The sequence below is a fragment of the Novosphingobium aquiterrae genome, from assembly GCF_042434435.1.
Taxonomy (GTDB): Bacteria; Pseudomonadota; Alphaproteobacteria; order Sphingomonadales; family Sphingomonadaceae; genus Novosphingobium; species Novosphingobium aquiterrae.
In genome coordinates, this window is record NZ_JBHLTL010000011.1 from 46,728 (window position 1) to 70,521 (window position 23,794).

The following is a 23,794-nucleotide window of genomic DNA, read 5'->3' on the forward strand; positions in this document are numbered from 1 at the left end:
GAACAAGTGGAGAGCACACGATGCTTGAGGTGATCCAAGCCAACTGGATGGTTCTGGCCGCGGTCCTGGTTGCAGCGCTGCTGATTGCCTGGTGGCTGTTCGGCCGCGCGACAAGTGCGCCGGCGCGGCGCGACCACAAGCCCGACGTGCTCGACGAAGGCGTGGGTCCGGCCCAGCGAAACCAGGCGCTGATCGACGCGCCCCCGGCAGCGCAGATCATCACGCCGCTGCCCGGCGCAGGGATCCTTGGCGGGATCGGCGAGGCTGTTGCCGTCGGCGCGCAGGACGTGGTCGAGGAGGCAGCGGCAGCGCAGGCGGTAGAAGTTGACGACCTCTCGCGGATCAAGGGCCTGGGGCCGAAGCTTCAGGCACTGCTTCCGACGCTGGGCATTACCACTTTCGCCCAGATCGCAGCGCTGGATGAGGCAGACCTGGCGGCGCTGGACGGCAAGTTGGGACCGTTTGCCGGGCGTCCTGCAAAGGACAACTGGGTTGAGCAGGCGCGCTTTCTGGCCGCGGGTGATGTAGCGGGCTTTGAAAGGCGATTCGGGAAAGTGTGAGGGCCTGCTTGCCCAACCACTTTGTGTCGTAGTCATGCCGATCGGGCTCGATGCTGTGTCGACGGTTGCAATCCATTTGGCTTCGCGCTCGTCGTGTATCGAGCGGGTTGGCAACTCTTTGCACGTCAAGTTGGTCAGGTGGACTGCTTTGCGTTGATGCCCTAGACCGCCCGATGCTGCCGTGCCGCACGTTTTGATCCGCCAGAACAACCAACAGGAGCCCGCATTCGATGCCAGAGGTCATTCTCCATCAGTATGATACCTCGCCGTTTTCCGAGAAGGTGCGGATATGCCTGGGCGTCAAGGACCTTGCCTGGAGTGCGGTCGACCAACCGGTCATCATGCCAAAGCCCGATCTGGTGCCGCTCACCGGCGGATATCGCCGAATTCCGGTGATGCAGATCGGTGCCGATATCTATTGCGATAGCCAGCTGATCGTCCGTGAGCTTGAGCGGCGCTATCCGCAGGGACCGCTCTACCCGGCAGGTAGCGAAGGCCTGGCTGCCGCGGTTGAGCAGTGGAGCGACAAAGTGCTGTTCCCGTCGACCGTGATGGCGATTTTCGGTTCGATTGGCGACAGTGTCGATCCGGCATTCATCAAGGACCGGGAAGCCTTGAGCGACCAGCAATTCAATGTCGCGGGGATGAAGGCCATGGCGCCGTTTGCCATTGCCCAGATCAAAGCGCATGCCGCCCTGCTGGCGCAGCAATTTGCCGATGGCCGCGCGTTTCTTGCTGGTGCTGAGCCGTGCCTTGCCGATGCTGCGGCCTATTACAATTTCTGGTTCGTGCGCAATTTTGCGCCCGGTCTGTCGGACCGCTTCGACGACCTGGCCGGTTTTGACGCCTGGTATGACCGCGTCACAGCGATAGGGCACGGCAGGCGGGAAGCGCTGACCCCGGTAGAAGCGCTTGAAATAGCGGCGAGCGCGCAACCTCAGGAAGTGGACACGCTCCCTGCCGATGCCGAGTTGCAAGGCAAGACCATCAGCCTGGCAGCAACCGATTACGGCCGCGATCCGATCACCGGAACCTTCGCCGGCTCGACCCAGTATAGCCTGACTGTCGCCCGTAATGTGCCAGAATTGGGCTTGGTCAACGTCCACGTCCCGCGGCTGGGATATTCGATTGCGTCGCTCTAGAATTTGCATCGCAACGACAGAAAGACCTCGCAGTGTTACTTTTGCTCATTCGGCATTCTCGAATGCCCACACTGACGGCGAAGGGTTCTGCTGCAGCATTGAAATGCGCCACGGTTCCTTAATCCCGTAAGCAGATTGGCTTCTGCCTATGCGGGATCGCAAGGGCTGTTTGACAGTTCTCAGGCAATTGAACCGTAAGCGGCCTGCATCGAACCGCAGGGCAATTTCCCAAAGGTGGTGGGCGGCTGGGCTCTGTCCCCGCCACCGCAACGCTGCCGGACTTGCGCCAGTGCTTGGGCGGCTCCCTGTTCGCGCGGATCCACCGAAGCCACCTGCCGGGCATTAGGACGGTCTGCTCGAATCCGGCATGGAGCCGTTTGCCCGGCGGCAGTTGCAGTGCTAGGACGTATGTGTGAGCGCCTGTGATACCTGCGTCGTGCGCAATCGCGCAATTTGTTCCGCTCTCGATTCGGAAGAGCTGGCGGCGCTGAATGCGATCGGCCGCCGGCGCAATCTTGAAGCGGGTGAATCGCTGATGTGGGAGGGTGAGGATTCGGTCCTTGTCGCCAATGTCGTCGAAGGCGTGCTCAAGCTGTCGACGGGCACCGAGGACGGGCGCGAGCAGATTGTCGGCGTGGTCTATCCGTCGGACTTCATCGGCCGCCCCTTTGGATCGACCACTGGCCACGGGGTTACCGCGCTGACCGACGCGCGGGTCTGCGTCTTTTCGCGCCGCGATTTCGATGCTTTTGCCCGCCAGCATCCTGCCCTTGAACACAAGCTGCTGCAGCGCACCCTGGCGGAACTTGACCGAACCCGTAACTGGATGCTGCTGCTGGGGCGTAAATCCGCTGGCGAAAAGGTCGCCAGCTTCCTGATCGACATGTCGCAGCGACTGGTCCAGCCCGGCTGCGCCACCCCGGAGGGTGATGCCGTTCAGCGCTTTACACTGCCCTTTTCCCGCCAGCAGATCGCCGATGTCCTGGGCTTGACGATCGAGACGGTCAGTCGCCAGTTCACGCGGCTCAAGTCCGACGGAACGATCGACCTGCCCTCGCGCCGCGAGGTTATCATCGTCAACCGTCAGGCGCTTGCCGCCGAAGCCGGCTGACCGGCCCCGGCGGCGCTCCCCTCCAGGAACTAGAAGCGGTAGGCGACCCCGCCGCTGATCACCCAGGGATCAAGCTTGTGCTTTGATTCAAGCACGTTGACCCCGGCGACATAGAATTTCGCTGTGGTTGAAATCCAGTATTTCTTGGCGTCGAGGCTGATCCCGAAGCCGCTGTCGCCCAGGGGCACGTCGACCCCGGCCTGAACCACTGCGCCGACGTTCGAGCTCATGTCGACATCGTCGACATTGAATGGCGCACCGGCGACGGTGGCGCCGGGCTTGGCATCAAGCATGATGAACATGGCGGGGCCGGCACCAACATAGGGTTTGATGGCGCCAAGCGGCAGGTGATATTTCAGAGTCAGCGTCGCGGGGATCAGCAGCACGTCGTTAACCAGATTGGCGCCGGACAGTGTGCCGGTACCGTTGACATGGTGCTTGGTAGTGCAGCAGATCGTTTCGACCGAGACGTTCGGCGTAAAGAAGTACTCCACTGCCAGAGTCGGGACGATGTTGTCGCTGACCACGGTGTCGGCACCGACGGTCAGGTCAAGAGGATCGTTATTCACTGCGGTGACCTTGCCATCAGGCAGCACGCCGGTGGCCAGCAGCTTGATCTGCAGCTTGCCGTCCTTGTCGCCGGCCTGCGCGGGCGTGGCGATCAGCGTTGCAGCGGCCAGGGCGGCCGCGATCGTCAGCGTTTTCATGGGTTCCCTCATCGTGCGCTGCAGTGGTCGCACCGTGCGGCCCAGGTATTTGCAGCGTCGCCATCGTGTCTTCCGCGTTTTGCAGTTGCGAACATTGATCACGCGCAAAATTGCGGATTTTTTGGCCTGGCATGCTGCAATGCGGCCGAATTGATCGACATCAATGTCGCCGTCCGTCCCGCCGTCCAGAAGGTGCCCGATCGGCAGGACTCTGCCTGCCGGTGTAACCCGAGCACGAGGGGTAGGGGCTGATGGAATCCTTGGTTGGACGCGCTGGCTTATGGCTGGTGGCGCTCTTCACCGCCGTTATCTTTTTTGCGAACGCAGTCGACACTGGGTTTGCAATTCATATGGCGATCTTTGCCCTGGCGGCGCTGGCAGGCCTGGTCCTGGCGCTGACCAAAAGCGATTACCTGTCGCTGGCGACAGGGGTCAAACTGGCCGCGGATACGTCCCGCTACGATGACGATCTGGTCCGCGCCGGGGTGATCCTGACCACCTTCTGGGGCTGCGTCGGCTTTCTGGCCGGGCTGTACATCGCCTTGCAGCTGGCCTTCCCGGTGCTCAACCTGGGGATCGAGTACACCACCTTCGGACGGCTGCGGCCGCTCCACACCTCGGCGGTGATTTTCGCTTTTGGCGGCACCGCGCTGATTTCGACCAGCTTCTACATCGTCCAGCGCACCTGCCGCACCCGTCTGGCACTGCCCGGACTGGCCCGCTTCGTGTTCTGGGGTTACCAGCTGTTCATCGTCCTGGCGGCGACCGGCTACCTGATGGGAATCACCCAGGGCAAGGAATATGCCGAGCCGGAATGGTACGTCGACCTGTGGCTGACCGTGGTCTGGGTGGCCTATCTTGCGGTCTTCGTCGCCACGCTGATGCAGCGGCGCGAACCGCACATCTATGTCGCCAACTGGTTCTATCTGTCATTCATCATCACCGTGGCGCTGCTCCACCTGGTCAACAATGCGAACCTGCCGATCTCGATCTTCGGCAGCCGCAGCTATCCGCTGTGGGCCGGGGTCCAGGGCGCGCTGGTGCAGTGGTGGTACGGCCACAACGCGGTCGGCTTTTTCCTGACCGCCGGCTTCCTGGCGATGATGTACTACTTCGTGCCCAAGCAGGCCGAACGCCCGATCTTCAGCTATCGGTTGTCGATCATCCACTTCTGGTCGCTGATCTTCCTCTACATCTGGGCCGGGCCGCACCACCTGCATTACACCGCGCTGCCCGACTGGGCGCAGACCCTGGGCATGGTGTTCTCGCTGATGCTGTGGATGCCCAGCTGGGGCGGTATGATCAACGGCCTGATGACCCTGAACGGTGCCTGGGACAAGGTCCGCACCGATCCGATCATCCGCCTGATGGTGTTCAGCCTGGCGTTCTACGGGATGAGCACCTTCGAAGGGCCGGTGATGTCGATCAAGTCGGTCAACAGCCTGTCGCACTATACCGACTGGACCATCGGCCACGTCCATTCCGGCGCGCTGGGCTGGAACGGGATGATCACCTTCGCCGCGATCTATTACCTCGCGCCGCGCCTGTGGAACCGTGAGCGGATGTATTCGCTGCGGATGATCAACTGGCACTTCTGGCTCGCGACCATCGGCATCGTCTTCTACGCCTCGTCGATGTGGGTGGCGGGAATCACCCAGGGGCTGATGTGGCGCGAATACGGCGCCGACGGCTATCTGGTGAACAGCTTTGCCGAGACCGTCGCGGCGCTGCACCCGATGTTCCTGCTGCGTGCCTTCGGCGGGGTGCTTTACCTATCGGGTGCGCTGATCATGGCCTTCAACGTCTGGCAGACCATCGCCGGCAAGCAGCGCCAGGAAGAACCCCTGCGCCAGCCCGCCTATGACCCTGCTGCCGACCGCCCGCTGCCCGCCGCCGCCGTTCCGGCCGAATGAGGGATCCCAGACAATGACTTCCGAAACCACCATTCCCCACGCCGGCAAGGAACCCTGGGCCCGGCACAAGAAACTGGAACGCAACGTCGCGCTGCTGGGCATTGGCGCCTTCTTCGCGGTGATCGTCGGCGGCGTGGTCGAGATCGCCCCGCTGTTCTGGATCGACAACACGATTGAAAAGGTCGACGGCGTGCGCCCCTATACCCCGCTGGAGCAGGCCGGGCGCGACATCTACATCCGCGAAGGCTGCTATACCTGCCACAGCCAGATGATCCGCCCGTTCCGCGACGAGGTCGAACGCTATGGCCATTACAGTCTGGCGGCGGAATCGATGTACGATCATCCGTTCCAGTGGGGCTCGAAGCGGACCGGGCCGGACCTGGCCCGGGTCGGCGGCAAGTATTCCGACGAATGGCACGTCCAGCACCTCAGGGATCCGCGTTCGGTGGTGCCGGAATCGGTCATGCCGCCCTATGCCTTCCTGGCCGCAAATGACCTTGATAGCGGGGACATGAAGGCCGAACTGACGGCGCTGTACCGGGTCGGCGTGCCCTATTCGAAGACCGACGTCGAAAAGGCCAACGAAGACCTGAAGAACCAGGCCGATCCCGCTGCCGACAACGCCGATCTGGTCAAGCGCTATCCCAAGGCCCAGGCCCGCGATTTCGACGGCGATCCCGCCCGCCTGACCGAGATGGACGCGCTGATCGCCTATCTGCAGGTGCTGGGCACCATGGTCGACGTCAACGGTGCCAAGGCGCAGGAAGTGCTGAACAAGGAGAAGGGCCGGTGAACGGGACTTCGACTTACGACGCGCTGCGGCATTTTGCCGACAGCTGGGGCCTGGCGGCGATGATGGTCGTCTTCGTGGTGCTGGTCGCCTGGCCGTTCCGGCCCGGTGCGAAGCGAATCAACGACCAGGCCGCGAACATGATCTTCAGGGGTGACGACGATGGCGAATAAGAAGATCGACGACGCGACCGGGATCGAAACGGTCGGTCACGAATGGGACGGGATCGAGGAACTCAACAACCCCCTGCCGCGCTGGTGGGTGATCGTGTTCGCGCTGACCGTGGTGTTCTCGCTGGGCTATGTCGTGGTCTATCCCGCGATCCCGCTGGCCAATGCCGGCACGCAGGGGATCTGGGGCTGGACCAGCCGCGGCCAGCTGGATGCCGAGATGGCGGCCGCCAAGGCCTCGCGCGCCGCCAGTGATGCACAGATTGCCGCACTGCCGCTGGACCAGATCGCCGCCAACAAGGACCTGCTGGGCAAGGCGCTGGCCGGCGGCCATGCCGCGTTCCAGCAGAACTGCGTCCAGTGCCACGGCACCGGGGCGGCGGGCAGCCTGGGCTATCCCAATCTCAACGACGACGACTGGTTGTGGGGCGGCAACCTGGCCGAAATCCACCAGACACTGCTGCACGGCATCCGTCAGCCCGGCGACGGTGAAACCCGCACCAGCCTGATGCCGTCCTTCGGCAAGGATGCGATCCTGACCCCGGCGCAGGTCGGCAATGTTGCCGACTATGTCCTGACCCTGTCGGGCTCGGGGCCGGTCAATAGTTCCAGCCAGGCCGGCGCTGCGCTGTTCGCGGCCAACTGCGTCGCGTGCCACGGCCCCGCGGGCAAGGGGATGCGCCAGTTCGGTGCGCCCAACCTGACCGACAAGATCTGGCTCTATGGCGGGTCCAAGACGCAGGTCGCTGCCAGCGTGACCAATGCCCATGCCGGGGTCATGCCGGCCTGGGGCGGGCGGCTCGATCCGGTGACGGTCAAGATGCTGGCGCTCTATGTCCACTCACTTGGCGGCGGCGAGGATTTCGCCGCGACGCCGGCTGCGCCTGCCGCAGCGGAAAGCGGAAATGCGCAACCCTGAACCGGTCCCGCCACGGACCAGCCTCTACGAAAAGCGCCAGGTCGTCTATCCCAAGGCGGTCGACGGCAAGTTCCGCCGGTTCAAGTGGCTGGTCATGGCGGTCACCCTGGCGATCTATTACGTGACGCCGTGGCTGCGCTGGGACCGGGGGCCTTATGCCCCGGACCAGGCGGTGCTGGTCGATATGGCCCACCGCCGCTTCTACATGTTCAGTATCGAGATCTGGCCGCAGGAATTCTACTTCGTCGCCGGCTTGCTGATCATGGCCGGGATCGGCCTGTTCCTTGTGACCAGCGCGGTCGGCCGGGCATGGTGCGGCTATGCCTGCCCGCAGACCGTCTGGACCGACCTGTTCCAGCACGTCGACCGGCTGATCGACGGCGATCGCAATGCGCAGATGCGGCTTGCCGCGGCGCCGTGGGGCCCGGCCAAGATCGCCCGGCGCGGTTTCAAGTGGACGATCTACCTGTTCATCAGCTTCTGGACCGGCGGCGCCTGGATCATGTATTTCGCCGATGCGCCGACATTGACCCGCGACTTCTGGAGCGGCTCGGCCGCCCCGGTCGCCTATGCCACGGTGGCGATCCTGACCGCGACAACCTTCGTGCTCGGCGGGTTCTTTCGCGAACAGATCTGCATCTACATGTGCCCGTGGCCGCGCATCCAGACTGCGATGCTCGATGAAAAGAGCTTGATCGTCACCTACAAGGACTGGCGCGGCGAACCGCGCGGCAGCGTCAAGCAAGCGCTCAAGAACCCCGGCGAAGTGGGCGATTGCATCGATTGCAACGGCTGCGTCAATGTCTGCCCGACCGGTTACGATATCCGCAATGGCCCGGACGTGCGTTGCATCACCTGCGCGTTGTGCATCGACGAATGCGACAAGGTCATGGCCCAGATCGGGCGGCCGCGCGGGCTGATCGATTATGCCACGCTGGAAGACTGCGCCAACGAACGCGCCGGGGGTCAGCCGCGGCCGATCATCAAGTCGCTGCTGCACGTCCGCACGCTGGTCTACCTGGGCGTGTGGGGTGCGCTCGGGGCCGGCCTGCTGTTCGCGCTCGGTACGCGCCAGCACATCGATATCGCGGTGCAGAAGGACCGCAACCCGCCGTTCATGCGGCTGTCGAGCGGCGAAATCCGCAACGCCTACACGGTCAAGCTGCGCAACATGGAATCGCGCCCGCGGCCGATGGAAGTGACGCTGAGCGGATTGCCCGGCGGGGTGATGTGGACTGACGATAGCGCACGCAGTAGTGCCGCGCGGGTCTTGCGCCGCACCGTCGATGCCGATCAGGTCAAGCCGCTGCGGATCTATGTTGTCGCCCCTGATGGCACCGCGCCGCAGCACTTCAGCTTCGCCTTGCGCGCGATCGACAAGGAAGGCGGCAGCGATGTCAGCGAAGTGCGCTTCGATGCACCGGAAGCCGAGCATGACAACGAAGGAGACGAGCATTGAAGGCGCTCACTACGGGGCCGTTCACGGGCCGCCACGCCGCCGCGCTGCTAGTTGCTTTCTTTGCGGTGGTGATCGCGGTCAATGTGATCATGGCCCGCGATGCGATCGGCACCTTTGGCGGCGTCGTCGTCGAAAACAGCTATGTCGCCAGTCAGGAATACAATGGTTGGCTGCGCGAAGCCGCGAAAGAGCGCGCGCTGGGCTGGTCGGCCAAGGCCTCGCGGCGTAGCGACGGGCGGCTGGTCGTCATGCTTGCCGGTGCTCCGAAGGATGCCGTGCTGAGCGGCGACGCCTGGCATCCGCTGGGCCGACTGCCCGATCGCACCCTCAGCTTTACCCGCCAGGCCGATGGTCGGTTCGTATCCGACCAGGTGCTCCCGGCCGGCCGCTGGATCGCGCGGTTCGAGGCCAGATCGGGCAGCCAGCGTTGGCGCGGTCAGCAGGACGTGCTGTGACCGCCGCCGTCCGTCAGGTGGATCGGGTCCAGACGGAGACGACCGTGCTGGTCGTCCCGGCGATGCACTGCGCCGGATGCATGGCCAAGGTCGAACGCGGATTGACCGCGCTTCCCGGTGTCACGGCGGCGCGGGTCAACCTGACCGCGCGGCAAGTGCGGGTCGAGCACACCGATGCCGTGACGACCCCGGTTCTTGTCGAGGCGCTAAGCGCAGCCGGATTTGCCAGCCAGCCGCGCGGCGAGGAACTGGCGCCGCCGCCATCGGCGGTGCGCCCGCTGCTGGCGCCGCTGGCCGTCGCCGGCTTCGCTTGCATGAACGTCATGCTGCTGTCGGTCAGCGTGTGGTCGGGGGCCGACGGGGCGACCCGCGACCTGTTCCACTGGCTGTCTGCGGCCATCGGCGTGCCCGCGATCGTCTTTGCCGGGCAACCGTTCTTCCGTTCGGCGTGGAGCGCGCTGAAGCGCGGCAGCACCAACATGGACGTGCCGATCTCGATCGGGGTGACTCTCGCGACCGGCCTCAGCCTGTACGAAACCGCACGGCGCGGCCCCGAAGCCTGGTTCGACGGCACGCTGATGCTGCTGCTGTTCCTGCTCGCCGGACGCGCTCTCGATGCCGCGATGCGCGACCGTGCCCGCGCCGGGGTCGATGCCTTGCTTCGCCAGGCGGCGCCCGGCGCGATGGTGGTGGCGCGCGATGGCAGCATGGCCTGGCTGGCGGCGCAGGACCTGGTCGCCGGCATGATCATGCGGATCGCCGCGGGCGAACGTTTGGCCGCTGACGGCGAAATCGTGCGCGGCGAAAGCCGTTTCGACCAGTCGCTGCTGACCGGGGAAAGCGCACCGGTCGACTCCGGTATCGGCGATGCCGTCCTCGCCGGGACGCTCAATCTCGAAAGTCCGGTCGATGTGCGGGTCAGCGCCGCCGGCCAGGGCACCACCCTGGCCGAAATCGCGCGGCTGATGGAGGCGGATGGGCAAAGCCGTTCGGCCTATGTGCGCGTGGCCGATCGCGCCTCGCGGCTTTATGCACCGGCGGTCCACACGCTTGCCGCGCTGACTTTCGCCGGCTGGTTGCTGGCCGGGGCCGGGATCCATCAGTCGCTGGTCTATGCCATCGCCGTGCTGATCATCACCTGCCCCTGTGCGCTCGGCCTCGCGGTCCCGGTGGCACAGGTAATTGCTTCGGGCGCGCTGATGCGGCGCGGGATCATGGTCAAGGACGGGTCGGCGCTGGAACGCATGGCCACGATCGACCGGGTGCTGCTCGACAAGACCGGCACGCTGACGCTGGGCCGGCCGCTGCCCGATCCGGTCGTGCTCGATGCGCTGCCAGCCGATGCAGCGGGGGTCGCTCTGGCGCTTGCCTCGCACAGCCGGCATCCGCTGTCGCGCGCCTTGTCCGAAGCGCTGGGCGGGCGTGGCTTGCCGCTGGCTGAACTTGAACAGGTGCGCGAAGAAGCCGGGCGCGGGGTTTCCGCGATGTGGCAGGGCAGGTCGGTCGCGCTGCACCGGCCCGAGGCGGCCAGCGGCGTTTCGACCGCACTTGATATCGCCGGACAAGCGACATGGCTGATTCCCTTTGCCGATCGCCTGCGCCCCGATGCCACGGCTGCTCTGGCCGATCTTGCCGCGATGGAACTGGATCCCGCGATCCTGTCAGGCGACAATGCCGGTGCCGTGGCTGAAGTCAGCCGCGCTACCGGTCTGGCCGGTCAGGCGGCGGCCAGTCCGCAGGCCAAGCAGGCGGCGATTGCCGCGCTGCAGGCGCAGGGTCACAGGGTGTTGATGGTTGGCGACGGTTTGAACGACGGCCCGGCACTGGCCGCGGCCGATGCCTCGATCGCGCCGGGAACGGCCAGCGATGTCGGCCGGCAGACCGCAGACATGGTGTTTCTTGGCGATGACCTGGCCGCAGTCCCCCGCGCGATCCGTGCGGCGCGGCGGACCATGGCGGTGGTGCGGCAGAACTTTGTCCTGGCAATCGGCTACAATGTCCTGGCGGTTCCGCTCGCCATGGCCGGATATGTCACCCCGCTGATCGCGGCGGCGGCCATGTCGTCCAGCTCGCTGATCGTCATCGGCAACTCGCTCCGGCTGGTTAGGGCCGCCCGGTGACCGGGGTCGCGCTCCTGCTGCCCTTGGCGCTGATCATGGGCCTGGTCGGTCTTGGCGCGTTCTTCTGGGCGCTGAAGCGCGGGCAGTTCGAGGATCTGGACGGTGCCGCCGCACGGATCCTGATCGACGATGAAGAAGGGGATGCGCATTGAAGCCCGGCAAGGTGCTGGCCCTGATTGCGCTGCTACCAGCGGCGCTGAACGTCACGGCAGCAAGCGCAGCGCCGATGATCGCACTGTGCACCGGGGATGGACAGGTCCATCTGGTCCCCTTGCCGGTCGGCAAGTCGCGCTTGCCCGGCGGCGACGATGGCGTTTGCTGCATGAAGGGCTGTCATTCGGGCACATCCCGCAAAAAAGGTTTGCGGGAAATTGAGCCGTCGCAATGAACTGCGACGTGATATTGGACCATAAGCACCGCATGTGGCCTTACTATCCCGATCTGCTGGCAACTCCGGTGCCGCGCTACACCAGCTTTCCGACCGCTGCGGAGTTTTCGCCTGCGGTCGGCCCGGCGGATGCCGATGCCGCGCTGCGCGGCGCGCACGGCGATGTCTCGCTCTACGTCCATATCCCGTTTTGCGAGAAGATCTGCTGGTACTGCGGCTGCAACACCGGCGCGGCCAACAAGACGCGGCGGTTGCAATCCTATCTCGATGCCTTGCACCGCGAGATCGCGCTGGTCGGGGTACGCCTGCCGGGCGATGCCGCGGTGCGCCGGGTGGCCTTCGGCGGCGGCAGTCCGAACGCGCTGTCGCCGACCGATTTCGTCCGCCTGCTCGATGCCCTGACGCTGCATTTCCCGCTCGACCGGCCCGAATGGTCAATCGAACTCGATCCGCGCACCCTTACCGACGAATGGGGCGAAGTGCTGGGCTGGATCGGGCTGCGCTATGCCAGCCTGGGGGTGCAGACCTTCGATCCCGCACTGCAGGCGGCAATCGGGCGGATCCAGCCTGATGCGGCGATCGCCGCGGCCACCGCCCTGCTGCGCCGCGCCGGGGTCAGTTCGCTCAATTTCGATCTGATGTACGGCCTGCCCGGCCAGACCCTCGACCAGCTTGAAGCCACACTTGAGCGGACCGTTACCCTGGGTGCCGACCGGATCGCCCTGTTCGGCTATGCCCATGTGCCCCATATGCTGCCGCGCCAGCGCCGCATCGATGCCAGCGCCTTGCCCGATCAGGCCGCGCGCTTTGCCATGGCCGATTTCGGCTACCGCTATCTGACCGCTGCCGGTTACGTCCCGGTCGGCTTCGATCACTTTGCCTTGCCGCACGATCCGATGGCCATGGCAGCGCTGGACGGAACCCTGCGCCGCAACTTCCAGGGATTCACCGACGACCGTGCCGTCAACCTGATCGGCTTGGGGGCATCGTCGATCAGCTGTTTCGAATACGTGCTGGTCCAGAACGAAAAGAACCCGGGCCGCTACCGGATGCTGATCTCGCAGGATCGTCTGCCCGCCGTTGGCGGCGTACAGCGCAGTGCCGATGACCGGACGCGCGGCGCAATCATCACCGCGCTGCTGTGCCACGGCAGTGCGGCCGTCGATTCCGCCTTGGCCAGTGAAGTCGAAGTCCGCTTGCGCCCGTTTATCGACCGGGGACTGGCCCAGCTGGATCGCGGCAGGTTGACCGTAGAGCCCGGCGGCTTGCCCTATGCCCGCACCATTGCGGCACTGTTCGATCCCTATCGCCAGCAATCGGCACGGCGCTTCAGCGCGGCCGTCTGACCCCATAAAAAGAGAGCGGCCTCCATTTGGAACGGCCGCCCGAGTTGGGGAGAATCAATCGCTCGGATCGAACGAGCAGGGCACCGCCCTGTTGAACGCACTCTGCGCGGCAGGCAGCGTGCTTGCCTTGATCGAGATCAAGCTGGGCTGTTGAAATTGCAGCACCGATTGCCCTGTGGGGCGACTGCGCTGTCCGGATTCGGCGCTATGCGTCGATAAGGTGCGCGCCCGCTGCGGGGACTTCGATCATTGTCTGCGGCGGCTCTCCTCGCGGAGTGCGATAGTCACGCGATACCTGCCGGGCAAGTTCGGCAATTGCGCTCTGGCGGCCCACGGCAATCACTGCGCCGCCGAACCCGCCGCCGGTCATTCGCGCGCCGCCCCGGCCCTGCAAGGCCGCGCCCATCTTTGCGGCGAGGGCGTCGATTTCCGGCGTGGTAATGGCGAAATCGTCGCGCATCGAAGCGTGGGAAGCCGCCATCAGATCGCCCAGCGTCGCCAGGTCGTCACGCTGCAAGGCCTCGGCAGCGGCCAGAGTTCGCGCGTTCTCGGTCACGACATGCCGCGCCCGGCGGAAGACGGTGTCGTCCAGAGCGCCGCGGTCCGCCTCAAGCCTTTCCAGATCGACATCGCGCAGCGCGGCATCGCTGAAATGGCGCGCGGCAATCTCGCACTGGCTGCGCCGGGTGTTGTATTCGCCGTCGACCAGGCCGCGACTGATGCCCGAATGGACGATCAGCACCGCGCAATCCTGCGGCATGGGCACGGCACGGCAGGCCAGGCTGCGGCAGTCGATCAGCACGGCATGGCCGGCCTCGGCACGGGCCGAGACCAGCTGGTCCATGATCCCGCAATTGCACCCGGCATAGTCATGCTCGGCCCGCTGTCCGGCCAGGGCCAGGGCCGTGCGATCGTGACCGGGATGGCCCGCCAATGCTGCCAGAGCCAGCCCCGTTGCCACTTCGAGCGAGGCCGAGGAGGACAGACCGGCACCTTGCGGAACCGCGCCGGTCACTGCCAGATCGGCACCGCCAAGAGCGATTCCCTGGGCGATCAGCGCCGCAGCGACACCGCGCGGATAATTGCTCCAGTCTCCTGGCGGCGCATGGGCGATCGGCGTTGCAATCGCGAAACTGGCGGTCTGGGCCAGATCCAGCGCGGCGATGTTGACCATGCCGTCGCTACGTGGCCGCGCGGCAACAATCGTGCCGACTCCGATCGCCATCGGCAGAACCCAGCCATCATTGTAGTCGGTGTGCTCGCCGATCAGGTTGACCCTGCCCGGAGCGGCAGCGAACATGCTGGGCGCCTGGCCAAAAGCCTGTTCGAACCCGGCGCGGACGCGGTCCTGCAGTGCCTTCATGGCGCTACCGCCCGCAGCCGCTGGGCGGCCTGTTCGGGGGTCAGGTCGCGCTGGGCCTCGGCCAGCATTTCGTATCCGACCATGAACTTGCGCACTTCGGCCGAGCGCAGCAGCGGCGGGTAGAAATGGGCGTGGAGCTGCCATTCGGGATGGTCCTCGCCATCGAAGGGTGCGCCGTGCCAGCCCATTGAATAGGGGAAGCTGACGTCGAACAGCGCGTCGTAGGCGCGGGTCACGCGGCCCACCGCTTCGGCCAGATCGCTGCGCTGGGCTGTATCCAGATCGGGCAGGCGCTGCACGGCAAAGCGCGGCAGCAGCAGCACTTCGAACGGCCATTTCGCCCAGTAGGGGACGATCCCCAGCCAGTCGCGCGTTTCGACCACGCAGCGCGGGCCGCCAGCCTCGCGCGCAGCCAGTTCCAGCAGCATCGGCTGGCCATGCTCCTGCAGCCAGGCCGTCTGGGTGTGGCACTCGGTTGCGGGCAATTGCGGGATCTGGTCGGTCGCCCAGATCTGCCCGTGGGGATGCGGGTTGGAACAACCCATCATCGCGCCCTTGTTCTCGAACACCTGGACCCAGCGCCAGCGCGCGCCAAGCTCAGCGGCCTGATCGCACCAGCCATCGACGACGGCGGCCAGCCCGGTCTGGTCGAGATCGGGCAAGGTCTTGGAATGGTCGGGCGAGAAGCACATCACCCGCGCTTCGCCGGTGGCGCGCGCCGTTCGGAACAGCGCATCGCCGCTCTCCGCCTGCTCCGGCACATCGGCCTGGAGCGCCGGGAAATCGTTGGCGAAGACATAGGGCCCGGCATAGTCGGGATTGCGCTCGCCCCCGACCCGCGCGTTGCCGGGGCATAGGTAGCACGCCGGATCGTGCGCGGGCTGCTCTACGCGGGGGGCATCGTCGCGCTCACCCAGCCACGGCCGCTGTGTGCGCTGGGGCGAAACGAGGATCCATTCATCGCCCAGCGGATCGAAACGGCGATGCGAATGGCGGTCTGGATCGAAGGTCATGGCACGTCCGGCGCTGGAGCGGTCGAAAGGCCGGTCGCAAGGACCGGCCATCAGCGCTTATTCGCCTGCAAAGCGCCAGGCAATGGTTCCAAGCCGGAACCATTGCCTGAATAGGTTTGCTATTGTCCGCGACCTCAGAACCGGGCCGAGGCTTCCACCCCGAACACCCGCCGCGCGCCCGGCGAGATGAACGATCCGCCGAACTCGATCGCCGGGATCACTTCGGCCAGATAGCGCCGGTCGAGCATGTTGTTGGCAAAGGCCGCGATCGAGAAGCGCTCGGTCTGGATCCCGGCGCGCAGGTTGAGCACGCCGAAGGCCTCGCGCTTGGCCTTGCAATAGCTGGCATCGCCGGTCGATGCGGGCAGGAAGCTGAGCGACGAGATCGGGATCAGCCCGGTGAACAGGGTCGGCCGGGTCTGACACTGCACCGAACTGAACCAGGTCGGGCCGGTGATGCGATAGTCGGCACGGACCAGCAGCTTGGTGCTGTCGCCGATCGGCGCGGCGATTTCCGTTCCCAGGTTGATCGTATAGTCGGCCGTGTAGGGAGACTTGTTGCCGACGGTATAGGGGCGCGCGCTGTTCTTCTTGATTTCGCTGTCGGTGACATTGCCCGAGGCGAAGAAGCGCCAGCCGTCGATCACCCGGACCCCGACATTGAGCTCGGCGCCCTTGATGTCGACCCTGTCGATGTTCGAAACCACCCGCAGCAGGCCGAAGCCGCCGACGAAGAATTCGAAGAACTGCATGTCGGTGACCTGGGTGTAATAACCGGCCAGATCGAAGGTAACCCGGTCATCGAGCAGGCTGCCCTTCATCCCCACTTCGAAGGCGCTCGACTTTTCCTTGCGGTACTGGTCGCTGATGTTGACCCCGGCGTTGATCGTGCCGGGGGTGACGCCATCGTTGAAATTCTGGTTAATCAGCGCCGAAGAGCCCTGATTGTTGAACCCGCCCGATTTGAACCCGATGCCCCAGTCGGCATAGAGGTTGAACCGGCTGGTCGGGTGCCAGCTGAGCGATACCTTGGGCTCAAGCTGGTTGAAGGTCTTGGCTTGCGGCAACAGCGGACCGAAGGCCTGGCCGGGATTGATCGGCCCGCCGGTGAACGGGTCGGTCGCGGTCGGGACCAGCGAGGCCGAGGTCCGGTGCTCGCTGTCATAACGCAGCGCCAGCCCCAGACTGACCTGGTCGGTCGGCTTCCAGTCGAGCGAACCGAAGGCCGCATAGACGTTGGTCTTGAACTTGTCCGCCAGCAGCAGCGAGGTCGGGTTGGTGGTGTTCGGGGCATTGTAGAGCTGCTTGATCACGCCCAGCCCTTCGTCGCCGCCCAGGCTGACCCCGACGGTACGGTCGATGTGCAGATAGTAAGCGCCCAGCTGCCAGCCGAGCGGCCCGTCGCCGGTCGAGGCGAGGCGCACTTCGCCGCTGTAATCGCGCTGGTTGCGGACCTGGTACTGGATCCCGTCGCAGGTCGTCGGGCTGTAGGGTCCGAAGGTCGATCCGGTCGTCGGTGCGAACAGGAAGGGTATCGGGGTCGGGCCGACGAAGCCGGGCTGGTTGACCGGGAATCCGGTGTTGGCCGCGGTCGTGGCGAAGCACGCGTCCACTGCCGGCTGTGCTGCCGGGTTGGCGGCGGAAATGTAGCGCCCGAAATCGGCGGAAGTGCCGTCGGCGACCAGATCCTGCTTGATGTCCGAATAGAGCGCCCAGGCGGTCAGCTTGACGCTGCCGAAGTCGTGCTCGAGCTTGGCCGAAACGTCGAAGCTGGTCTGGTCGTTCGTCGGGCGGACATTGCTGTAGAAATTGAATGGGTGTCGATTGACGTCTTCGTAGAAGGCCGGGTTGAACGGCGCGAAATTGGGCAGGGCGAAAGCGGCATTGAACGGCAGCGAAGCGCCGTGGAACTCGGCATAGCGGGCCTTGAGATCCACCGTGGTGTCGCTGTTCATGCCGAACATGACCCGGCCATCGACCGACCACGAGCGATGATCGTCAACCACGCTGCGGTTGTTCAGGAAGATGTTCTTGTAGAACCCATCGCTGCGCTCATAGCCGCCAGACAGGACGAAACCGGCGCCATCGCCGATCGGCCCGGCAATATGCGCAGCAGTGCTCCAGGTGTTGTGTTCGCCGTAAGAGCCCTTGATCCCGCCGGTCAGCGTCTCGGTCGGCTTGAGCGTCTGGATCACGATCGCCCCGGCGGCGGCGTTGCGGCCATAGATCGCGCCTTGCGGGCCCTTGAGGATTTCGACCTGCTGCAGCGTGCCCTGGTCCTGGTTGAGCTGGGCGGTGTTGGTCTTGAGGATTCCGTCGACGACCAGCGCGACCGAGCTTTCCGCGTCGCGCGCGCCGTTCATCCCGCGAATGTTGATCTGGGTGTCGCCGGCTTCGGCCGTGCCGGTGACGATGGTCACCCCGGGGGTCAGCTGGACGAAATCGTCTGCGGTGGTCGCCCCGGTGCGTTCCAGCGCGGCGGCGGTCAGCACCGCGACCGATGCGGGCACGTCCTGCAGGCGCTCGTTCTGGCGCCGCGCGGTGACGATGATCGCGCCTTCGTCTTCATCCGCCGTGGGAGCCGTTGCGGCGTCCTGGGCCAGGGCCGGGGTGGAAGCGAGTGCAAGACCGGCAATCGAGGCTGAAAGCAGCCAGTGGGTGACACGCATTGGAAGACTCCCTGTTTTGGCCGCCGCGAAAAAATCGTGCCCTCACAGCTATCGCGGCTTGCTAGGAGTGAAGCTTATTGTATACAAATGCACTTGGTCAAGCAGTTTGGGAGTTTTCATGTCGCGCGCCAGTGATCGCGCCTATGCCGGGATCCGCAGCATGATCCTGTCGGGCGAACTGCCCGCGGGATCGCAGCTGGGCGAGGAAGCCCTGGCCGAACGCTGCGGCGTGTCACGTACCCCGGTGCGCGATGCCCTCCGTCGGTTGGAAAGCGAGTTGCTGGTCAAGCGCAACGAAGCGCAACGCAGCTTCGTTGCCGACTGGTCGCTGGGCGATGTCGCCGACGCGTTCGAGCTGCGCGCGATGCTGGAAAGCCACGCTGCCCGCCGCGCGGCCGAGCGTATGGACGACGTCACGCTGCAGCAGCTTCGCCTCTGCAATCAGGCGATCCTGCGCGCGGTCCAGCAGGATCCGCCCGATGTGAACGGCTTTCTGGAGGCCAACCGCGACTTCCACGCGCTTATCCTTGAATCGGCGCAGTCGCGGCGCTTGGCTTCGCTGCTGGCGACACTGATTGAGCAGCCGGTGGTGTGGCGTACCGCGCACCAGTATGGCCGCGACGCGCTGCGTCGTTCGCACGGTGAGCATGAGGAATTGCTCGCGGCCTTCGCGCGGCGCGACGGCGCCTGGGCCGAAGCGGTGATGGCGGCGCATATCCGCCGCGCCTTCCACGCCTATGCCGATGCCCACCAGGGGCTGACGACCATCGACGCGGCACGTACGGCATGACGGCTTTGTATACAGATCGCATCGAAATGGTCGAAGTCGCACCACGCGACGGCTTGCAGAACGTGGCAGAGAGCGTGTCAACCCAGACCAAGCTGGGTCTGATCGAACGCGCCATCGCGGCGGGATCGCGGCGGATCGAGGTGACCAGCTTCGTCAACCCGCGCGCGGTGCCGCAGATGGCCGATGCCGAGGCGGTGTGCGAGGGCCTGCCCGAACGCGGCGACGTCACCTACATCGGCCTGGTGATGAACCTGCGCGGCGCCGAACGAGCGCTGGCAACGGGACGGATCGACCAGCTTGGCGCGGTGGCGGTGGCGACCGATACTTTCGCCATGGCCAACCAGGGCCAGACCAGCGACGGCTCGGTCGAAGCGAGCAAGGCGATTATCTCTGCTGCCCGCGCCGCCGGACGCACTGGCCAGGCGACCATCGCCGCCAGCTTCGGCTGTCCGTTCGAAGGCGAGGTATCCGAGGACCGGGTGGTCGCGATGGCGGTTGCGATTGCCGCGGCCGGCCCGGTCGAGATCGCGCTCGCTGACACCATCGGCGTCGGCAATCCGGCGCAGGTTGCGCGGCTGGTGGCGCGCGTGCGCGAAGCGATCGCCCCGCTGCCGGTGCGGGTCCATTTCCACAACACCCGCGGCACGGGTCTCGCCAATGTCTGGGCGGCAATCGGGGCGGGGGCCAGCGTGGTCGATGCTTCGATCGGCGGTCTGGGCGGCTGCCCCTTCGCTCCCGGCGCGGCGGGCAACGTCGCGACCGAGGACGTCACCTACATGCTGGAGCGCGCCGGGATCGCCACCGGGCTCGATCTGGCCGCATTGATCGAAACCAACCACTGGCTTGCCAGTGAAATGCAACGCACACTGCCCGGAATGGTCGCGCACACGCCGCCGTTTCCCAAGGTCGCTTAGGAGAACATAAGCATGGGTTATCGCCTTGGCGTCGATGTCGGCGGCACCTTTACCGATCTGTTGCTGCTCGATGGCAGCAGCGGCGCGTTCTGGCGGCACAAGACCCCGTCGACCCCGCACGACAGTTCCGAAGGGATCCTGACCGGGGTCACCGCGATCTGCGCCGCGGCGGGAATCGCGCCGAGTGCGATCGAGACCTTTCTCCACGGCACCACCGTGGCGACCAATGCCGTGCTCGAAGGCAAGGGCGCGCGGGTCGGGCTGGTGACGACCGAGGGTTATCGCCACATCATGCAGATCGCGCGCAGCTTCGTCCCCGGCGGGCTGGCGGCGTGGATCATCTGGCCCAAACCGACGCCGCTGGCGGCGCTGGAAGATACGGTTACGATCAAGGGCCGGATCAATTCGGACGGCAACGAAGTCCGCCCGCTCGATGAAAACGACGTGCGCGCCCAGCTCGGTCTCCTCAAGGCCCAGGGGGTAGAGGCGGTGACCGTCAGCCTGATCAACGCCTATGCCAGCGGCGCGCACGAAGCGCGGGTCGGCCAGGTCGCGGCCGAAGTGCTGCCCGGGGTGCCGGTCTCGCTCAGCCACGAAGTCCTGCCCGAAATGCAGGAGTACGAGCGCACGCTGACCACCGTCGCCAACGCCGCGGTGCGCCCGGTGGTTGGCAAGTACGTGTCCAACTTGCGCGCACGGCTGGCTGACGCGGGAATGGCCGGCAAGCTCTCCCTGCTGCGCAGCGACGGCGGGCTGATGAGCGCGCTCAAGGCCGAAGAGCACCCGGTCAGCATCCTGATGTCCGGCCCGGCAGGCGGTGTTACGGGTGCGCTGTGGGTCGGCAGGAACGCCGGCATCCGCAACATCCTGACGCTCGACGTCGGCGGGACCAGCACCGACGTGGCGCTGATCGAGAATCTCGAGCCGCGGCGCCAGCGCACCACCGAGGTCGGCCACCTGTCGGTCCGAGCATCGGCGCTTGACGTCAAGACGGTCGGCGCGGGGGGCGGCTCGATCGCCTATGTCCCCGACCTGACAAGGGCGCTGCGGGTGGGGCCGCAATCGGCCGGCGCGGTGCCGGGCCCAGTCGCCTATGGCAAGGGCGGCGAGGCGCCGACCGTTACCGATGCCAACGTGGTACTGGGCTACCTGCCCGAAAACCTGCTCGGCGGCAGTTTCAAGCTTGACCGTGAAGGCGCCAAGAAGGCGGTCCAGACCATCGCGGACGCGCTGGGGATCGATCTGATGGCGGCGGCGCGCGGGATCATCGACATCGTCAACGAGAACATGTTCGGCGCGCTGCGGATGATCTCGGTCCAGCAGGGCTATGACCCGCGCCACTTTGCACTGATGGGCTTTGGCGGGGCCGGGCCGCTCCACGTCAATGCGGTGGCGCGGCTGATGGGATCGTGGCCGGCGGTCAGCCCGGTCAGCCCCGGCGTGCTCTGCGCGCTGGGTGATGCGACTACGCGGATGCGAACCGAAACCGCGCGCAGCTTCTCGCGGCTGGCGACGCAGACCGGAGCGGAGGAGCTGATCGCCATCCTCGACGAGATGGCGGCGCAGACCCGCGCCGAGCTGGCTTCCGACGGGGTGCCTGAGAGCGAGATCACCAGCGAGTTCGAAGTCGATGTCCGCTATGCCGGGCAAGCCTTTGAAGTTCCCCTGACAATCACCGCCGACGTACTGCGCGCCGACGGGGTGGACGGCATCCTCAAGCGCTTCGACGAGGAGCACCACCGCCTGTTCACCTTCAACATGGACACCCCGCATGAAATCGTGAACCTGCGCGCGGTCGCGCTGGGCCGGGCGCTCGATCTGCCTGCGGCAGAGCTGCCCAAGGGCGATGGCAATCCGGCTGCCGCCAAGATGCGCGACCACACGCTGTGGATGGACGGGCGCGAGCAGGCGGCGGTGATCTATGACCGGTCGAAGCTGCGACAGGGCGATGTCATCCCCGGACCGGCGATCGTGGTCGAAATGGATTCGACCACGCTGATCGAAAGCGGCTGCATCGCCACGGTCGACGCGGTCGGCAACATCCTGATCAATCTGGCCTGAGGGGGAGACGAACACCATGCCCGCCACCATCGTCGAAACCAACCCGACTCCCTTTGCCAAGGTCGCGATCGATCCGGTCACGCTGGACATCATCGAGAACGCACTGCGCAACGCGCGGATCGAGATGGACGCCACCCTGGTCCGCACCGCGATGTCGCCCGGCATTCGCGAACAGGGCGATGCCTTTCCGCTGATTGCCGATCACACCGGCAAGATGATCGTCGGCCAGTTCGGCAGCTTCATCGGCGGCTTCCTGCAAAGCTTCAATGGCACGCTCGAAGACGGCGACATGATCTTCCTGTCCGATCCCTATTCCTGCGAAGGCGCGATCAGCCATTCCAACGACTGGCTGGTGCTGCTGCCGGTGTTCAAGGATGGGCGGCTGCTGGCCTATACCGCAATGTTCGGCCACCAGAGCGACATCGGCGGCAAGGTCGTCGGATCGATGCCGATCAACGCCCGCTCGATCTTCGAGGAAGGGGTGCGCATTCCCCCGGTCAAGATCTGGAAAAAGGGCGAATACAACGCCGACCTGATGAAGCTGGTGATGCACCAGACCCGCAAGCCCGACTGGTGCCAGGCCGATCTCAACGCGCTGATCGCTTCGTGCCGGGTCGCGGCGCGCCGGGTGGTTGAAATGGCCGACCGGTTCGGCGACGACGTCTACGTCTCGGCCACGCAGGAGCTGCTGGCGCGCAACCACCGCGCCATGGCGGCGCTGATCGGACTGGCCATTGCCGAGGAACCGGTCAGCTTCGAGGATTACATCTGCGACGACGGCGTCGGTTACGGCCCTTACAAGATCCGCTGCACGATGTGGCGGGAGCAGGGCAAGGTCGTGCTCGACTTCGCCGGGACCGACCCGCAAAGCGCCGCATCGATCAATTTCTATCTCAACGAGAACATGTTCAAGATGTTCTTCGGCATCTACATGATCATGGTCTTCGATCCGCAGATCCTGTTCAACGACGGGTTCTATGACCTGATCGACGTGCGTATCCCCGAAGGCAGCCTGCTCAAGCCGAAGTTCCCCGCCGCGCTGTCGGGGCGCACGCATGCGCTGGGACGGATCTTCGATATCTTGGGCGGCCTGCTTGGCCAGAAGACCCCCGAGTTTCTCAACGCTGCCGGGTTCAGTTCCAGCCCACACCTGTTCTATTCGGGCAATGATACGCGCCCCGGCAAGGGCGGGGAATGGTTCCAGCTGTTCCAGATCGGCTTTGGTGGAATTCCGGGGCGGCCACTTGGCGATGGACCGGACGGGCACTCGCTGTGGCCGGGCTTCACCAATGTCCCCAACGAGTTTCTCGAACGCTATTTCCCGATGCTGATCGAACGTTATGAGACCGAGCCGGACAGTGGCGGGGCGGGACTGCACCGTGGCGGCAATGGCATTCACATGACCTATCGCTTCCTCGCCCCGGGCACGATCTCGATCCACGACGATCGCTGGTTCGTGCCGCCGTGGGGGGTCAACGGCGGAATGCCCGGTCAGCGCGCCCGCAAGATTCTGGAAAAAGCCGATGGTACGCAGATAATTGTCGGCAACAAGGTCGAGGACGTCGACGTGGAAGTCGATGACCAGTTGCACTTCATCACTTGGGGCGGGGGCGGCTGGGGCGATCCACTTGAGCGCGATCCGGCGCTGGTCGGCAAGGAAATCACCCAGGGGCTGGTCACGCCGATGGGCGCGCTGGCCTATGGCGTCGTTGCCAACGAGCGCGGTGAAATCGATGCGTCGGCAACCCGCGCTCTGCGCACGCAGCAGCGTAACGCCCGCGGTGAGCTCAAGCTGTTCGACTATGGCCCGGGGATCGACGCCTTGCGCGCGCGCAGCATGGCGGAGACCGGCCTGCCCGCGCCGATCCAGCCGGTCTGGACCCTGGCCGAGGCGGCGGAGTAGC

General features: G+C 65.4%; 21 protein-coding genes. 17 read left to right on the top strand and 4 right to left on the bottom strand.

All coding sequences use genetic code 11. The features are described 5' to 3' along the window. Positions 1-20 precede the first annotated feature (20 nt). From ACFFF7_RS13670 to ACFFF7_RS13680, 3 genes are all read left to right on the top strand, one after another. Positions 21-560, top strand: a complete 540-nt coding sequence (locus tag ACFFF7_RS13670) for a helix-hairpin-helix domain-containing protein (RefSeq protein WP_379481911.1) — start codon at positions 21-23, stop codon at positions 558-560. Positions 561-790: 230 nt separating this feature from the next. Next, a complete protein-coding gene (locus ACFFF7_RS13675; RefSeq protein ID WP_379481912.1) occupies positions 791-1,702 on the top strand; it encodes a glutathione S-transferase family protein in 912 nt (303 codons plus the stop codon). Between the two features lie 412 nt (positions 1,703-2,114). Beyond that, positions 2,115-2,813: a Crp/Fnr family transcriptional regulator gene (locus tag ACFFF7_RS13680; RefSeq protein ID WP_379481913.1), complete on the top strand. Its 699-nt coding sequence runs from the start codon at positions 2,115-2,117 to the stop codon at positions 2,811-2,813. Positions 2,814-2,842: 29 nt separating this feature from the next. Here the strand turns inward: ACFFF7_RS13680 and ACFFF7_RS13685 are convergent, their stop codons facing one another. Next, positions 2,843-3,520: an OmpW/AlkL family protein gene (locus ACFFF7_RS13685; RefSeq protein ID WP_379481914.1), complete on the bottom strand. Its 678-nt coding sequence runs from the start codon at positions 3,518-3,520 to the stop codon at positions 2,843-2,845. A 251-nt stretch (positions 3,521-3,771) separates the two neighbouring features. Here ACFFF7_RS13685 and ccoN point away from each other — a divergent pair, with 251 nt between their 5' ends. The 10 genes from ccoN (at position 3,772) to hemN (ending at position 13,080) form a co-directional block, all read left to right on the top strand. After that, complete coding sequence (gene ccoN, locus ACFFF7_RS13690) at positions 3,772-5,433, top strand: cytochrome-c oxidase, cbb3-type subunit I (protein WP_379481915.1); 1,662 nt, start codon at positions 3,772-3,774, stop codon at positions 5,431-5,433. A gap of 13 nt (positions 5,434-5,446) precedes the next feature. Then, entirely contained in the window at positions 5,447-6,226 is a 780-nt protein-coding gene (gene ccoO, locus ACFFF7_RS13695; protein WP_379481916.1) for a cytochrome-c oxidase, cbb3-type subunit II, read from the top strand. Continuing rightward, positions 6,223-6,396 (top strand): cbb3-type cytochrome c oxidase subunit 3, encoded by a 174-nt coding sequence (locus ACFFF7_RS13700; RefSeq protein WP_379481917.1) that lies wholly within the window; start codon positions 6,223-6,225, stop codon positions 6,394-6,396. The genes ccoO and ACFFF7_RS13700 overlap by 4 nt, the downstream gene beginning before the upstream one ends. Next, positions 6,386-7,312, top strand: a complete 927-nt coding sequence (gene ccoP / locus ACFFF7_RS13705) for a cytochrome-c oxidase, cbb3-type subunit III (protein WP_379481918.1) — start codon at positions 6,386-6,388, stop codon at positions 7,310-7,312. Before ACFFF7_RS13700 ends, ccoP begins: the two co-directional genes overlap by 11 nt. Next, positions 7,299-8,771 (top strand): cytochrome c oxidase accessory protein CcoG, encoded by a 1,473-nt coding sequence (gene ccoG / locus ACFFF7_RS13710; protein WP_379481919.1) that lies wholly within the window; start codon positions 7,299-7,301, stop codon positions 8,769-8,771. Before ccoP ends, ccoG begins: the two co-directional genes overlap by 14 nt. Then, on the top strand, positions 8,768-9,226 hold the full coding sequence (locus tag ACFFF7_RS13715; RefSeq protein ID WP_379481920.1) for a FixH family protein: 459 nt from the start codon (positions 8,768-8,770) through the stop codon (positions 9,224-9,226). The genes ccoG and ACFFF7_RS13715 overlap by 4 nt, the downstream gene beginning before the upstream one ends. A gap of 62 nt (positions 9,227-9,288) precedes the next feature. Continuing rightward, a complete protein-coding gene (locus ACFFF7_RS13720) occupies positions 9,289-11,346 on the top strand; it encodes a heavy metal translocating P-type ATPase (protein WP_379482359.1) in 2,058 nt (685 codons plus the stop codon). Further along, positions 11,343-11,498: a cbb3-type cytochrome oxidase assembly protein CcoS gene (gene ccoS, locus ACFFF7_RS13725; RefSeq protein ID WP_379481921.1), complete on the top strand. Its 156-nt coding sequence runs from the start codon at positions 11,343-11,345 to the stop codon at positions 11,496-11,498. The genes ACFFF7_RS13720 and ccoS overlap by 4 nt, the downstream gene beginning before the upstream one ends. Next, positions 11,495-11,734: a hypothetical protein gene (locus tag ACFFF7_RS13730; protein ID WP_379481922.1), complete on the top strand. Its 240-nt coding sequence runs from the start codon at positions 11,495-11,497 to the stop codon at positions 11,732-11,734. Before ccoS ends, ACFFF7_RS13730 begins: the two co-directional genes overlap by 4 nt. A 32-nt stretch (positions 11,735-11,766) precedes the next feature. Further along, positions 11,767-13,080, top strand: a complete 1,314-nt coding sequence (gene hemN / locus ACFFF7_RS13735) for an oxygen-independent coproporphyrinogen III oxidase (RefSeq protein WP_379482360.1) — start codon at positions 11,767-11,769, stop codon at positions 13,078-13,080. A 205-nt stretch (positions 13,081-13,285) separates the two neighbouring features. Here hemN and galK read toward each other — a convergent pair whose 3' ends face one another. The 3 genes from galK to ACFFF7_RS13750 form a co-directional block, all read right to left on the bottom strand. After that, the gene (galK, locus tag ACFFF7_RS13740; RefSeq protein ID WP_379481923.1) at positions 13,286-14,443 is read right to left on the bottom strand and encodes a galactokinase; all 1,158 of its coding nucleotides are present in this window, start codon (positions 14,441-14,443) and stop codon (positions 13,286-13,288) included. Beyond that, the gene (locus ACFFF7_RS13745) at positions 14,440-15,456 is read right to left on the bottom strand and encodes a UDP-glucose--hexose-1-phosphate uridylyltransferase (RefSeq protein ID WP_379481924.1); all 1,017 of its coding nucleotides are present in this window, start codon (positions 15,454-15,456) and stop codon (positions 14,440-14,442) included. Before ACFFF7_RS13745 ends, galK begins: the two co-directional genes overlap by 4 nt. Before the next feature lie 134 nt (positions 15,457-15,590). After that, positions 15,591-18,125 carry a TonB-dependent receptor gene (locus ACFFF7_RS13750; protein ID WP_379481925.1) on the bottom strand — a complete coding sequence of 845 codons (2,535 nt, stop codon included), beginning with the start codon at positions 18,123-18,125 and terminating at the stop codon, positions 15,591-15,593. Between the two features lie 118 nt (positions 18,126-18,243). On the opposite strand from ACFFF7_RS13750, the gene ACFFF7_RS13755 reads away from it, so the two are divergent. Genes ACFFF7_RS13755 through ACFFF7_RS13770 form a run of 4 tightly spaced genes read left to right on the top strand, consistent with a single transcriptional unit; the run spans position 18,244 to position 23,793 of the window. Next, the gene (locus tag ACFFF7_RS13755; protein WP_379481926.1) at positions 18,244-18,915 is read left to right on the top strand and encodes a GntR family transcriptional regulator; all 672 of its coding nucleotides are present in this window, start codon (positions 18,244-18,246) and stop codon (positions 18,913-18,915) included. Continuing rightward, a complete protein-coding gene (locus ACFFF7_RS13760; protein ID WP_379481927.1) occupies positions 18,912-19,829 on the top strand; it encodes a hydroxymethylglutaryl-CoA lyase in 918 nt (305 codons plus the stop codon). The genes ACFFF7_RS13755 and ACFFF7_RS13760 overlap by 4 nt, the downstream gene beginning before the upstream one ends. A gap of 12 nt (positions 19,830-19,841) precedes the next feature. Continuing rightward, positions 19,842-21,890, top strand: a complete 2,049-nt coding sequence (locus ACFFF7_RS13765) for a hydantoinase/oxoprolinase family protein (RefSeq protein WP_379481928.1) — start codon at positions 19,842-19,844, stop codon at positions 21,888-21,890. A 16-nt stretch (positions 21,891-21,906) separates the two neighbouring features. Next, positions 21,907-23,793, top strand: coding sequence for a hydantoinase B/oxoprolinase family protein (locus ACFFF7_RS13770; protein WP_379481929.1), 1,887 nt, complete (start codon positions 21,907-21,909; stop codon positions 23,791-23,793). The last annotated feature ends 1 nt before the right edge of the window (position 23,794 follow it).

Excerpts from the sequence above, each read along its gene's own strand:
- ACFFF7_RS13760 (WP_379481927.1), top strand. The coding sequence starts at position 18,912 with ATGACGGCTTTGTATACAGATCGCATCGAAATGGTCGAAGTCGCACCA.
- ACFFF7_RS13670 (WP_379481911.1), top strand. The coding sequence starts at position 21 with ATGCTTGAGGTGATCCAAGCCAACTGGATGGTTCTGGCCGCGGTCCTG.
- ACFFF7_RS13770 (WP_379481929.1), top strand. The coding sequence starts at position 21,907 with ATGCCCGCCACCATCGTCGAAACCAACCCGACTCCCTTTGCCAAGGTC.
- ACFFF7_RS13755 (WP_379481926.1), top strand. The coding sequence starts at position 18,244 with ATGTCGCGCGCCAGTGATCGCGCCTATGCCGGGATCCGCAGCATGATC.
- ccoO (WP_379481916.1), top strand. The coding sequence starts at position 5,447 with ATGACTTCCGAAACCACCATTCCCCACGCCGGCAAGGAACCCTGGGCC.
- ACFFF7_RS13750 (WP_379481925.1), bottom strand. The coding sequence starts at position 18,125 with ATGCGTGTCACCCACTGGCTGCTTTCAGCCTCGATTGCCGGTCTTGCA.
- ACFFF7_RS13720 (WP_379482359.1), top strand. The coding sequence starts at position 9,289 with ATGCACTGCGCCGGATGCATGGCCAAGGTCGAACGCGGATTGACCGCG.
- hemN (WP_379482360.1), top strand. The coding sequence starts at position 11,767 with ATGTGGCCTTACTATCCCGATCTGCTGGCAACTCCGGTGCCGCGCTAC.
- galK (WP_379481923.1), bottom strand. The coding sequence starts at position 14,443 with ATGAAGGCACTGCAGGACCGCGTCCGCGCCGGGTTCGAACAGGCTTTT.
- ACFFF7_RS13765 (WP_379481928.1), top strand. The coding sequence starts at position 19,842 with ATGGGTTATCGCCTTGGCGTCGATGTCGGCGGCACCTTTACCGATCTG.
- ccoN (WP_379481915.1), top strand. The coding sequence starts at position 3,772 with ATGGAATCCTTGGTTGGACGCGCTGGCTTATGGCTGGTGGCGCTCTTC.
- ACFFF7_RS13685 (WP_379481914.1), bottom strand. The coding sequence starts at position 3,520 with ATGAAAACGCTGACGATCGCGGCCGCCCTGGCCGCTGCAACGCTGATC.
- ACFFF7_RS13675 (WP_379481912.1), top strand. The coding sequence starts at position 791 with ATGCCAGAGGTCATTCTCCATCAGTATGATACCTCGCCGTTTTCCGAG.
- ACFFF7_RS13745 (WP_379481924.1), bottom strand. The coding sequence starts at position 15,456 with ATGACCTTCGATCCAGACCGCCATTCGCATCGCCGTTTCGATCCGCTG.
- ccoP (WP_379481918.1), top strand. The coding sequence starts at position 6,386 with ATGGCGAATAAGAAGATCGACGACGCGACCGGGATCGAAACGGTCGGT.
- ccoG (WP_379481919.1), top strand. The coding sequence starts at position 7,299 with ATGCGCAACCCTGAACCGGTCCCGCCACGGACCAGCCTCTACGAAAAG.